9 protein-coding genes and 1 pseudogene are annotated in these 12885 nt (G+C 59.8%); 2 read left to right on the forward strand and 8 right to left on the reverse strand.

From position 1 onward, the window contains the following. Positions 1–71: 71 nt before the first annotated feature. The 7 genes from H0241_RS26800 to nifH all read right to left on the reverse strand — a co-directional run bounded on the left by H0241_RS26800 (position 72) and on the right by nifH (position 8124). Entirely contained in the window at positions 72–551 is a 480-nt protein-coding gene (locus H0241_RS26800; RefSeq protein ID WP_181060838.1) for a NifX-associated nitrogen fixation protein, read from the reverse strand. Positions 552–568: 17 nt separating this feature from the next. Continuing rightward, positions 569–1060: a nitrogen fixation protein NifX gene (gene nifX / locus H0241_RS26805; RefSeq protein ID WP_181060869.1), complete on the reverse strand. Its 492-nt coding sequence runs from the start codon at positions 1058–1060 to the stop codon at positions 569–571. Then, positions 1026–2408: a nitrogenase iron-molybdenum cofactor biosynthesis protein NifN gene (gene nifN / locus H0241_RS26810; protein WP_181060839.1), complete on the reverse strand. Its 1383-nt coding sequence runs from the start codon at positions 2406–2408 to the stop codon at positions 1026–1028. The genes nifX and nifN overlap by 35 nt, the downstream gene beginning before the upstream one ends. A 9-nt stretch (positions 2409–2417) precedes the next feature. After that, complete coding sequence (gene nifE / locus H0241_RS26815; RefSeq protein WP_181060870.1) at positions 2418–3911, reverse strand: nitrogenase iron-molybdenum cofactor biosynthesis protein NifE; 1494 nt, start codon at positions 3909–3911, stop codon at positions 2418–2420. A 4-nt stretch (positions 3912–3915) separates the two neighbouring features. Continuing rightward, positions 3916–5457, reverse strand: coding sequence for a nitrogenase molybdenum-iron protein subunit beta (gene nifK / locus H0241_RS26820; protein WP_181060840.1), 1542 nt, complete (start codon positions 5455–5457; stop codon positions 3916–3918). A gap of 158 nt (positions 5458–5615) precedes the next feature. Then, on the reverse strand, positions 5616–7115 hold the full coding sequence (nifD, locus tag H0241_RS26825) for a nitrogenase molybdenum-iron protein alpha chain (protein ID WP_181060841.1): 1500 nt from the start codon (positions 7113–7115) through the stop codon (positions 5616–5618). Between the two features lie 115 nt (positions 7116–7230). Continuing rightward, entirely contained in the window at positions 7231–8124 is an 894-nt protein-coding gene (nifH, locus tag H0241_RS26830) for a nitrogenase iron protein (protein ID WP_181060842.1), read from the reverse strand. A gap of 1162 nt (positions 8125–9286) precedes the next feature. Between nifH and H0241_RS26835 the strand changes: the two genes are divergently transcribed. Both H0241_RS26835 and H0241_RS26840 read left to right on the forward strand, forming a co-directional pair. Further along, positions 9287–10210, forward strand: coding sequence for an NAD-dependent epimerase/dehydratase family protein (locus tag H0241_RS26835; protein WP_235984496.1), 924 nt, complete (start codon positions 9287–9289; stop codon positions 10208–10210). A gap of 36 nt (positions 10211–10246) precedes the next feature. Next, positions 10247–10947: pseudogene (locus H0241_RS26840) on the forward strand (ABC transporter ATP-binding protein); the annotation flags it as partial. A gap of 70 nt (positions 10948–11017) precedes the next feature. Here H0241_RS26840 and H0241_RS26845 read toward each other — a convergent pair. Beyond that, a complete protein-coding gene (locus H0241_RS26845; protein WP_235984497.1) occupies positions 11018–12883 on the reverse strand; it encodes a hypothetical protein in 1866 nt (621 codons plus the stop codon). Between the last annotated feature and the right edge of the window lie 2 nt (positions 12884–12885).

Genomic DNA, 12885 nt, shown 5'->3' on the forward strand with positions numbered 1-12885 from the left:
CCGCGTCGGTTGGGTGGCATCGCAACTGCTCAAGGCCTGACATGACTCCCTTGTTCAAAACACGGGTTTCTTCAGGCCCGCGCCACGTCGGGATAGGCTTCGATGGCGGCGATGGCGTCGCCGGCCAGTTTGGTGCCGGCCGCTGCCAGCTTCCACAACGTCTCGAAGCCGAACCGGTGGACATCGCGCACGGTCCGCGACAGCACGACCAGCCGCCCGGCCGTGAGCAGCACGCGCCCAAAGCCCTCATCGCTGATCTCCATCATCGGCGAGGCCATCAGGCCGCAGCGCTCCTCGATCGCAAGCCCGACGGCGGCGTAGAACTTGTCGAGCCTCCACAGCACGTCCGGATCGGGATCGCCGATGATCGGCATCGCACGGCGCTGGTCCCTGGTGATGATGAAGTCCCGAAGCAGATCCGCATCCGGCTTGCCTTCCCATGCGCCGTTGGCATCCTGGGCGCGGATCAGCCGCACCAGGCATTTGACGAACGGGGTGGCAAGGGCCGCCTCGTCCTCGTCGACAGCAGGGGTGACCGCGGCATCAAACATCTCGCTCTCTCCTCGCTTCAGTCCTCGTCCTCGAAGGAGGGTTTTTTTTCGACGACGCCTGCTTCCGCCAGCACCTTGCGAAGCCAGGGCGGAGGGCAGGTCTTGAGCATAACTTGCGTACGCAACAGCACCTCTTGGATGGATTGGCTCTCAGGCACTTTGATCGGATGGATTTTTGCCGAAATCAGCTTGGCTGCTGATGGCCCGCCGATCGCCAGACAAAACAGCAGATGACAGCCCTTCAACGCCTCCACCTTTGGCGTGATGCGGTCATCCCCCTCGATCCGATGCTCCCCGCTCTCGTCGGAAACATCGTCGAATTCGATGGCTTCTACGAGGTCCCATTCCTCGCGCGTCACGTCATAGACCGCAAAGCGCCTGGCCGACCCGAAATGGGCGTTGAGGTCCTCCATGTCCTGCGTGGCCATTGCCACCCGCAAAGCCCCTGCTGCTCGTTCCCGCATTGGACCCTCGTCAACGACCACCGAGAAGCGGCGAACCGGGCCCAGTTGCCGGCCCCCCCTTGCTGACTGGCTGGAGTGGGAAACGCGTCGGCGCCCGCTGGTTCGCTTGGAAAACGTTGGCGGCCTCGAAAACGAGGTCGCGGGTGCCTTGATAGAGGATGGTGAGCTTGTGCTGGCTGCCAAGTCGGTCGAAGACGGGGAAGCCGAGGCGCATGAGGGGAATGCCAAGGCGTTGCTCGGCCTGGCGACCGTGCGCATGGGTGACCAGAAGATCAGCGCCAGCGGCGAGAGCTTCGAGATCGCCAAGATCGCCGACCTGAACCGACTTCGCCGGTACTTTCTCCAGAATTTCCGACATATCGGTCGTGGTGACGGCCGCCGCGATTTCGCAGCCCATGCCGACGAAGAATGTTGCAAGTTGATAGAGTTGGTCTGGTTCAGCAGCGATAGCAATTTTCTTGCCTCCGAAATGGAAATGTCCGTCGAGCAACGCATCTTGCAATTGCGCCCGGCGACGGCGGACCCGGGCCGGCGCCGCGGCCTTCGAAACCGCCGACAGCAGCGAGACGAAGCGGTCGACCTCCTGCAATCCAGTCAGCGACTGGAACACCGCGTAAGGCACGCCGGCCAAGCGGCGCAGCACTTTCGCGGGGCAGCGCATGTGCTCGCCGATGGCGATGCATTGTCCGGCAGTGCCAAGCTCGCGGATATCCTCGACGCTGGTGCCGCCATAGGTGGTCGGGACCCACCGGTCGGGAATCGTGCCGTCGAGGGAGCCGGAGATGTCCGGCAGAACAACCGGCTCGAGTCCAAAGCTCTCAACCATCTCACGCATATGTTCGATATCAGCCACGGTGAGATGGCATCCGGGCAGGATCGCGACCTTCTTCGGCTGCCGCGCCCGTTCGCCAGGCCGTGTAATGGCCTCGATCATTGCTGTTACAGCCTTGGCCCAGCCCTGTTCTAACGAGCCGTCGAAATCCGGCGTGTTGGCCAGCACGACCTGCGTATCGGCGATTTCTTCAGCGCGCCTCGCCTTGATGTCGGCGATGTATCTTGCGCAATCTTCGCCACGCATCTCCACCAGCGCAGTCGTGCAGACCCCTATCAGCCTCGGCTTTATGCGGACCTTCAGGTTGAGGATCGCCTCCTCCAGACGGTCTGCCCCGCCCAGGATGGTCGCCACCTCGTCCATTGCCGTGGTCTGCAGGGGGATCGCTTCCTTGAAGTGCCGCACCAAGAGCACGAGCGCGAAGCTGGTGCAGCCTTGGCTGCCGTGAAACAGGGGCATCGCGCCATCGACGCCAAGAAAGGCCATGGCAGCGCCCAGCGGCTGTGATGATTTCAGCGGATTGATCGCGGCTGATTTGGTTTGGGGCAGGATGCAGGCCATCTGGTTTCCTCAACACGCGTCTAAGTCGGCGGCAGCCGCCAGGCCGGCACATGTCTTCAAGGCCCGTACGGTCGCCATCTCGCTCGTCGTGGTCGGCATTTCGTCCATGATCACAGGCGGACAATCCCATGGTGCCGGGTCCCGCACCTGGCGCCAGATCGGGTTGTGAATGACAAGGTCGATCTGGCGTACGAGCTCCACCATGCCCTCATAGCCGGCATAGGGATGTTGGCGCTCCTGGTTGATATCGAGCCAGGGTGTCTTGGCCTTGAGCGCGATGAATTGCGTACGCCCGCCCGACAGCATGATGTCGGCCTCGCCTTGCGAGAGCATTGCGTAAAGCTCGCGCGCGGCCATCTGCTCGAACATGTGGTTGCCGTCCTTGAGGATTTGCTTGATGCGCTCCTTGTCTTCGACGGTGGATTTCTTGACTGAGGTGCCGACGATCTCCATGCCGATCTCGGTCAGCGCGTGGGCGATCGACCACGATTTCACACCACCCGTATTGAGCAGTACGCGCTTGCCTTGAAGCCGCCGCCGGAAGACATCAAGCTTGTTCCACGCCCTCGTCTCTTCCTGAGCGATCAGGGTCTCCGTGCGGTCGAGGATTCCCGGATCGGCGCCCTTCCTCACGAGCAGCTCAGCTATGTTGCGAAGCGCTTGCGAGGTGTCGCTGATGCCGTAGAAGGAGCCCTCGAAGAACGGGATGCCCCAGCGCTCTTCCATTTTGCGTGCCAGGTTGATGAGTGCGGTCGAGCACACCATCATAGCCGCCCGGGCGCGGTGCGAGGACGCAACGTCGAGGTAGCGCGCGTCACCGGGAATGCAGGCGCGCACCCGGATTCCGAGGCGATCAAGCAGCGGCTTCACCAACCAGAACTCGCCGGAGAGGTTGAATTCGCCAAGAATGTTGATGTCGTAGGGCCCGGCATCATCGGGCTCGACCGTGCCGATGACATGATCGAGCAACGCTTCGCCGGCGAGCTTGTTGCCGAGGTTCTTGGAGCCGGCGAAGCCCGGTGCATTGACCGGCACCACGGCCAAGCCGAATTTTTCGGCCGCACGCTTGCAGACTGCCTCGATGTCTTCGCCGATCAGCGCCGTCACGCAGGTCGAGTAGACGAAGATCGCCGGCGGGGCATAGGCTTGGCTAATCTCGCGGATTGCCTTGAACAGCTTCCGCTCGCCCTGCCCCATCACCAGCTCGAGTTCGGTCAGGTCGGTGGTGAAGCTTGTGCGCCACAGCGTAGCGCCGGAGGAACCGGCGCCACGGTTGTCCCAGGAATTGCCCTCGCAGGCGAGCGGCGCATGGACCAGGTGGGCAACGTCGGTGATCGGCTGCAGCACGATCTTGGCGCCGTCGAAGGCGCAGCCGCCGGCTGCCTCCCCTGGGGTGAGCGGCTTGGAGCAGCCGTGCTTGCGCGCCCTGGCGTCCTTGCCGCGGTTCTTGTCGCAGGCCGGCTCGTTGAAGACCTGCTGGATCGTGGCGCCGGGCGAGGCCATCGGGTCAGCGGGTGAGGTCATAGGAATAGTCGGTGACGCCGGTCTCGCCGGTGTCGCGATCGAGCTTGTCGAAGATCTTGTCGAGGATCGTCGTCAGGACGCGCAGCCCGCCCTGGTAGCCCATCAGCGCGAAGCGATGGTGGTGGTGGCGGTCGAAGATCGGGAACATCAGCCGCACCAGCGGCGTGCCGGTGTCGCGCTCCAGATACTTGCCATAGGAATTGCCGATCAACAGGTCGACCGGCTCGGTGAACAGCAGCGAGCGCAGCGCCCACAGGTCCTTGCCGGCCCAGACCTGGGCATCGGCGCCGAAGGGCGAGGCGTCAAGCAGCTCCTGCAACTCGGCCTGCCAGGCCGAGGAGCCGTTGGTGGCCAGGCAATGGCTCGGCTCGCCGCCGGTCTCCATGACGAAGCGGGCCATGGCATAGACGAAGTCGGGATCGCCGTAGATGGCGTATTTCTTGCCGTGCAGCCACGACTGGCTGTCGGCCATGGCATCGACCAGCCGGCCGCGCTCGAGGCGGATGGCCTCGGGGATCTCTTTGCCCGACAGCGCCGAGACCTTCATCAGCAACTCGTCGGTCGCCTGGACGCCGAGCGGATAGTGGAAGGCGGCGGTCTCCTGGCCGACCTCCTGGCAGTAGTCGAGCGTCTTGCGGGTGTTGTAATACTGCAGCGACAGCGTCGCCTCGGCGTTGAGCGCCGCCTTGACGTCCTCGATCCTGGTGCCGCCGTCATACATGCGGTATTCGCCGTCCGAGGGCGTGTCGAACTGGTCGGAGGCATCCTGGATGAAGCTGTAGGAGACGCCCATCAGATCGAGCAGGCGCTTGAGTTCGCGGTTGTTGCCGACGCAAAAGCCGTCGAAGCCCGGGATGATGTTGATGGTGCCCTTGGCCGCGCTGCGCTGCCGGTCCTTCCAGAAGTGCTCGACGATGCCCTTGACCATGCCGTCATAGCCGTCGACATGGCTGCCGACGAAGGCCGGCGTGTGGGCGAACGGCACGTCGAAGTCGCGCGGCACCGCGTTCTCGTCCCTGGCGTTCTCGATGAAGGAGCGCAGGTCGTCGCCGATCACCTCGGCCATGCAGGTGGTCGAGACGGCGATCATCTTGGGGTCGTAGAGCTGGTAGGTGTTGGCGAGCCCGTCGACCATGTTCTTCAGGCCGCCGAATACCGCCGCATCCTCGGTCATCGAGGAGGAGACCGCCGAGGCCGGCTCCTTGAAGTGGCGCGACAGGTGCGAGCGGTAATAGGCCACGCAGCCCTGGCTGCCGTGGACGAAGGACATGGTGCGCTCGAAGCCGGCGGCCGCGAACACCGCGCCGAGCGGCTGGCAGGCCTTGGCCGGGTTCACCACCAGCGCTTCGCGGGCAAGGTTGAGTTCGCGGTATTCCCAGCTCTTGGTGAACTCGCGCTGGTCGCTGACGAGCTGGTCGGGATGCGGGCATTCGAAGTTCAGCTTCTTGTGCGCCAGCATCCGCCTATATTCCGGCTCGCGGAACAGGGGCGCGTGGTCGAGGACTTTTTCAGCAGACTGCGGCATAACGTAACTCCCTCTTTTCGTTCACCTGGCCGCGCCATGCGCCAGCCCAGGATGTCGGGACGTTTTTTCCAAGGTCGCCGGCAAAGCAGGCGGCCGCCGGGCTTCATCGCCTGCCCGGCCAGCATCGTTGCCCCGGGCAGACCTGTGCGGCCGGTTGTCTATTCGGCAGCGATTGCCCGCCGCCGCGGTCTTTCGCGCCAGGGCGCGTCGAACAGGTCCCAGACCGGGTTGTTGATGGCCAGGTCGAGGTCGCGGGCGAAGATGGCAAAGCCGTCATAGCCGTGATACGGCCCCGAATAGTCCCAGGAGTGCATCTGCCGGAACGGGATGCCCATCTTCTGCACCGGGTATTTTTCCTTGATGCCCGAGCCGACCAGATTGGGGCGGACCCCCTCGATGAACTTCTCCAGCTCGTAGCCGGTCACGTCGTCATAGATCAGCGTGCCGTTCCTGACGTAATGGCCGGTGCGCTGATAGTCGTCATTGTGGGCGAACTCGTAGCCGGTGCCGACGATCACCATGCCGAGGTCCTCGTAGGCGGTGACGACGTGGCGGGGGCGCAGGCCGCCGACATAGAGCATCACCGTGTTGCCTTCCAGCCGCGGCCGGTACTTGGCCACGACCGCATCGACCAGCGGCCTGTATTTGGCGATGACCGCCTCGGTCCTGGCCTCGATCTCGGGGCCAAAATGCCGGGCTATCTTGCGCAGCGAGGCCTCGATCTGCGAGGGGCCGAAGAAGTTGTACTCCATCCAGGCGATGCCGTACTTCTCCTCCATGTGCCGGCAGATGTAGTTCATCGACCGGTAGCAATGGATGAGATTGAGCCTGGCCTTCGGCGCGCGCTCGATCTCGGCCAGCGTGGCGTCGCCCGACCAGTTGCCGACCACGCGCAGCCCGATCTCCTCGAGCAGGATGCGCGAGGCCCAGGCGTCGCCGCCGATGTTGTAGTCGCCGATGACGTTGACGTCGTGGGCACCGGCCTCGAACGCGATCTCTTTCTTGTCGAACACCCAGTCGCGGATGGCGTCGTTGGCGATGTGGTGGCCGAGCGATTGCGAGACGCCGCGAAAGCCCTCGCAGCGCACCGGCACGATGGTCTTGTCGTGCTCCTTGGCCTTCTTGCGCGACACCGCCTCGGTGTCGTCGCCGATCAGCCCGATCGGGCATTCCGATTGCACCGTCATGCCGTTGTTGAGCGGAAACAGCCCCTCGATCTCGTCGATGATCCGCTCCAGCTTCTTGTCGCCGCCAAAGACGATGTCCTTCTCCTGGAAGTCGGAGGTGAACTGCATGGTGCCGAAGGTGTCGATGCCGGTGGTGCCGACATAGTAGTTGCGGCGCTGCGACCAGGAATAATGGCCGCAGCCGACCGGGCCGTGCGAGATATGGACCATGTCCTTGACCGGACCCCAGACCACGCCCTTGGAGCCGGCATAGGCGCAGCCGCGGATCGTCATCACGCCCGGAATCGACTTGATGTTCGACTTGACCTCGCATTCGGAGACGACCGTGCCGTCCTCGCCAGGCGCCTCGCCGCTCCTGGCGACGCCGAGATGCTTCTTGCGGCGCTTGGCGGTCTTGTCGGGATAGCGCGCCAGCACGTCCTCGATCAGCTTGGCATGCAGAGCGCCGTCATTGTCGTATTGCAGGCTCATGGGACCCCTTTCAACGTCGGGCAGGGTTGGCGTGGACGCCTCGAGCGGCGAGGCGCCGTTGTCTTTTGGCCAGGCGCGAGCGGCTCAAGCCCCGCGCCCGGTGCGGCAGGGCCGGCTACTGCGCCACCGCCTTGACCGCTTCCTTGGCCTGCAGCTCGGCCAGCATCTGCTCGTCGCTCTTCATGATGCCGAAGTCGAGCAGCATGTCCTCGAGCTCCTCCATGGTGATCGGCGTCGGCACGGTGCCTTGCCCCGAATTGGCATGGATCTTCTCGGCCAGCGCGCGGTATTCGCCGGCCTGCTTGGAGTCCGGCGCATACTGGATCACCGACATCTTCCTCAGCTCGGCGTGCTGGACGATGTTGTCGCGCGGCACGAAGTGGATGAGCTTGGAATTGAGCCTCGAGGCCAGCGCTTCGGCGAGGTCGAGCTCGCGGTCGGTCTGGCGCTCGTTGCAGATCAGCCCGCCCAGCCGCACGCCGCCCGAATGGGCATATTTGAGGATGCCCTTGGCGATGTTGTTGGCCGCGTAAAGCGCCATCATCTCGCCCGACATGACGATGTAGATCTCCTGCGCCTTGCCCTCGCGGATCGGCATGGCGAAGCCGCCGCAGACCACGTCGCCGAGCACGTCGTAGGAGACATAGTCGACATCGTCATAGGCGCCGTTCTCCTCGAGGAAGTTGATCGAGGTGATGACGCCGCGCCCGGCACAGCCGACCCCCGGCTCCGGACCGCCGGACTCCACGCATTTGATGCCCTTGTAGCCGATCTTGAGCACGTCCTGCAGCTCGAGGTCTTCCACCGAACCCTGCTCGGCCGCAAGATGCAGCACGGTGTCCTGCGCCTTCGAGTTCAGGATCAGCCTTGTGGAATCGGCCTTGGGGTCGCAGCCGACGATGAGGATCTTCTGGCCGAGGTCGACAAGGGCGGCCAGCGTGTTTTGCGAGGTGGTGGACTTGCCGATGCCGCCCTTGCCGTAAAAGGCGATCTGACGCAGACCTGCCATAGTGCTTTCCTTCCTTCGTTCCTGCAATCGCGGTCGCCCGCGACATCAATGCCGTCGGCAGCTCTCGCCGCCTCACAGCCGAAGGACCTCAAGATCCATGCCAACTCGCCCGAGCCAGCCCGAGGAAAAACCAAGCGTTGCTCCTCAACGGCTTGGCTCGCCATCCGACAGCCATTGTCGGACAACCCATGTAGCGGAACCGACAAAGGGCGACAGATCGCGTGGGATAGCGATCCTCGAGGCCGCTACGCTGACTGGCAGAATGCGGCAGCGCCGAGGCGATTGCTACTAAGCGGCTATAGCGGAATCCGTCCACGCACAGTCTGCGCAGCGCCTGATTTCTATCTGAGCGGCAGATTGGCACTATTCGCGTCCGATCCCGTGCTCATCAATTTTGATCGTAAGCGTTATTCGTTCGGCCGCTCCTCAGTTTCGAAACGCTTAGCTGTTCAACGTTTATTAATTGGATAGCAAACACTAGTAACAATACATCGAAAAACCTTAACACTGTTGCCTTATTCATGCCACGTGCCTCGTATATCAACATTCACACCGGACACAGGTTGCAGATTTCACATCAGCACGGATAACGCATTCACTTGCGAATATAAATAGTAAAGGACCTGACTTGATCTCGACAAACCATAAAAATTAAATTACTATTCTGAGTCGCCTACCAAAAGGAACTACGGCACTTCCGGACATTACGTGTCTCACTCTCCAGAAAACCATCAGATAATATATCATGACCGCTTCCTCATTTGGAATGATCCTTTTTAGCGTGAGCATGAACTCACTAGCTCAAATCGCTCTCCGGGCAGCTATGCTGTCTCTTGGTAGCATTTCTTTTGCTGATCCAATAGTTGCGGCTCTTGCACTCGCTGGTAATGTTTATTTTTGGGGTGGGTTATGCTGTTATGCGATAAGCGTGTTATCCTGGGTCATTGTACTGTCGACCTACGAGGTTAGTTTTGCTTATCCAATGTTGTCAATCGGATACGTAATTGCGGTCGCACTTAGCTTCTTTGTGCTTGGCGAGGCAATACCACTCCCAAGGCTGGCTGGCATCGCGCTGATTTGCGCAGGCGTAGTCCTGATTGCTCGGACGGCGTAGCCGATGCGACATATCATCACCGGAGGCTCCGGTTTCGTCGGAACGTACATGGCATCCGTTCTCGCTGAGCGTGGAGAGAACGTTGTCGTTTTTGATCTCGGCGAGCCGCCGGGAATGAAGAGCTCTTTGGATTTCATACTTGGTGACGTACGGCAGCACCGAGACCTGAGGAAGCTTCAGCTCCAACGCGATGATGTGGTCTACCACCTTGCGGCGCGTCAATTTCACGGTGATGTGCCTTACAGAAATCGAGATCAATGGTTTTCTGACGTGAACGTCAATGGGACCCGCTGCCTGTTGGAAGCAATCTCGGCTGGCCACACGCAGCGACTTGTTTTCTTTTCCACCGACATGACCTATGGAAAACCAGAGCGTACGCCGGTCAATCCAACCGATATGCAACGTCCGATCGGACCCTATGGCAGGAGCAAAGTGGCAGCGGAGCGGCTTCTGATGCGTGCCTGTAGGGAGTTCGGCCTCCACGCGACCATATTCCGGCCAAGACTGATCGCTGGCGCTGGGCGCCTTGGAATATTGATGAAGCTCTTTCGGCTGATCAGGGCAGGGCTACCTGTCCCGCTAGTAGGCACCGGCGAAAACCGGTATCAAATGATTGCCGTTGAGGATTGCGTCACTGCTGCGTTGGCGGCTGTAGAACGAAATTGCCCGTCTGGTCCATTTCACCTCGGCTCCCGTGAACCGCCTACGGTCAAAGAGCTTCTCCGAGAATTAACTCGGCGAGCCGGTTCAAGATCGGTCCTTCTTCCTGTACCCGCGATCATTCTGAAGCCTATTCTTTCACTGTTGGATAGCGTCGCCTTGACATTACTCTATCCGGAACAGTTTGCTATCGCGAACATTGATTACCTGCTCGACATCGAGGCGACGACCAAAGGCCTGGGCTGGGCGCCAATTTGGAGTGACATGGATATCATTTACGAGGCCTATACGGGGTTTTTGAAGTCCTTGTAAATTCGTGCCAACGCCCGCTGGCGCCGTCTGACCACGGATGAGAAGGTCGGTTATGCGGCCAGGATCCTAAACATTGCCGACCTCCTCAAACGCTACCCGGGCAACTTTCCGGCGGTCAACGGCAGCGTGTCGCCATGGGCCGAGCGATCGTGCGCGATCCACAAGTGCTCCTCTTCGATGAGCCGCTAAGGAACTTGGTTGCCAAGCTCCGGGTGCAGATGCGAACAGAAATCAAGCAGCTGCACCAACGGCTCAAAACGACCATCCTCGACGTCACCCACGATCAGGTCGAGGCCATGACGATGGCCGACAGGATTGTGGTCATGCGAGACGATATCATCCAACAAATCGGGTCGCCGCTTGATCTTTACGACCACCCGCGAAACGTGTTTGTGGCCGATTTCATCGGCTCGCCTGCGATGAACTTCATCCCCGGCACAGTGCAGGACGGGGTGTTCGTCGCGCATAGCACCGCTCAGTTGCCGCTCCCAGCGAACGCGCATGGCGATGCGGCAACTTATGGAATCCGGCCGGAGCACCTTAAACTTGATGACGGGGGCTTTCCAGCGGAAGTCGTCATGATCGAGCCTATGGGATCGTCGACGCAGATCATTGCGAAAGTCGCAGAAACCCTGATGATGATGGCGATCTCGTCGGAACGTCTGGCGCCGCAGCCAGGATCGACCGTGCGTCTGATGCCGCAGGTGGCGGCTGTCCATCTGTTCGACCGCGATTGATTGCGGATCAACTACTAAGACTCTATCAGTAGGTCTTCCTGAGTCCCACTGAGTTGGACCCTAGGACCTACTATCGGTAAATGCGCCACTTCCCCTTTTCCTCGGAAACAAGCTGGAAAACTGAATTATGGTCCAGAAGCGGCTTACCCCATAACCCATCTCGAACCGTAACAACCAGCGTTTTGCAACGATACTTTTCCTTCATAACTTTCAGCCGAGCTTCAGTGATGTTGCCGTGGAATACATCTGTAAAAAACCCGTCAATATCGGATGCTTGCTCCGGCGAGAGTTGACCAGCGAAAGCACGCAGATGTTGCAGAGACGTCGCACAATTTCTCCTCTGCGACATTATTGCCCATGAAATATTCGCCGGCGAAAACGTCAACTCAGCAAGGTCTAGCGGGTTGTTAGCGACCGCATCATTGGGTGGCGTTACTCGTCGAACGGCTTTCCACATTTCAGAAGACGCTCTGAAAGCCTTAGTTTCTTCGGTTTCCGGACCCTCAACCCGGAACCGAAACGCATATGCGTATAGATCTCGAGCGCCAACCAGAATCGATGGGGTCAGCAATATCACCACAGCTACCGTCACTAGCCGTCCCAATTTTGTTTTTTCGCCCATGTGCCGTGATAAGACTGTAGCAGTAATCACCATCATGAGGAGCGTCGATGGCATTGCGACATGGAGTGCTAAGTCATTATACATGACTACGCTGTGCACGAACTGAACACACGCGAACGGAACTAATACGGTGGACATTACTGCTGGAGCCAGGTTGCCGTTATCCTTCTGGAGGGGATAGCTCGACTCTGCCCGCCACACAACAAAGGATAGAAACAGAATGCCGAAGTCGAAAATGATTCGGATGAGCCAGAACCCCGGCAGGTCAATAAACCATTTCCCACCGGCGAATACGGGAAAGATCCAAAATTCCACGGGGGTTCTTGTCTCCAAGATGGCTGCTTGCTCGTACGCCAGCACCCCCGCACAGAGTACTGTCACAGCAGCAATGACGAAAATTGACGTGACCACCTGCATCGTCCGCTTAGCGCGTAATATATGGGGAGTCGACAGCAGTCCTATAACAGGCAATACCAAAAGGGGTGAAAGGCCGCCCGCCCACATGGAGCTGCCGTAAGCGGTCGCTAGCATTGCTCCCATCAGCACTGACAAAGCAATATTGTTTCGAATATTGCAAAATAGAACTCGCATGTATGCGGTAATAACGATTAGGACGATGGTCGCGGAAAATAGGTGCTGGGGTGACCATGCCGCCTCCGCAAACCACGTTCTCGGATGACCCATTGCCACAATCCAATCGTCGGACTTTTCAGAGATAAATAGAAGGATTCGGCTAAGCGGGCCTACAAGCAGTAGCGGCAGTACCCACCATGCGGCATCTGAGCGTTTACTTTGCGCGACGGCAAGCCATGTTACGACGAAGATCGAACTCAACGCCGTCACGGCAGTAAGAGCAATGTCGGCCTCCCAGCCACCGGCGCCCGTAATGATTGATGAAGAAGCGGCTAAGAAGTACCAGATGTAGTAGTAAATAAGAATATTGGAACCCTGGGCCTCGGAATAGTACGGATTGTAAGGAGGCAAACCGTTTTGAGCGATTTCATCGATGATGGCTATTTTGGCATGGTCAAAAATCGGAGCACCGACACTCGCGCCAGCGCCATAATATTGGGGAATGACTGTCAACATAGGTAAAAGGCCGAAAACAGACGCAACAGCTATCCAGGAGAAGCTTGGACTTACCGGCGAGCTGAAAATCGGGCAGGCCGCTTTCGACAACCCTACCGCGGCAACTGACAGAAAGATGGTAGTTGCAAGTAGATTGCTGACTGTAAATGGCAGTAGATGAAAGATAGAGGCACCCGCGGCGCCGAATATGCCAAGCCCAATGGCCGGCGAGATGAGCAAACGCATTC

Source organism: Mesorhizobium neociceri (assembly GCF_013520985.1).
Taxonomy (GTDB): Bacteria; Pseudomonadota; Alphaproteobacteria; order Rhizobiales; family Rhizobiaceae; genus Mesorhizobium; species Mesorhizobium neociceri.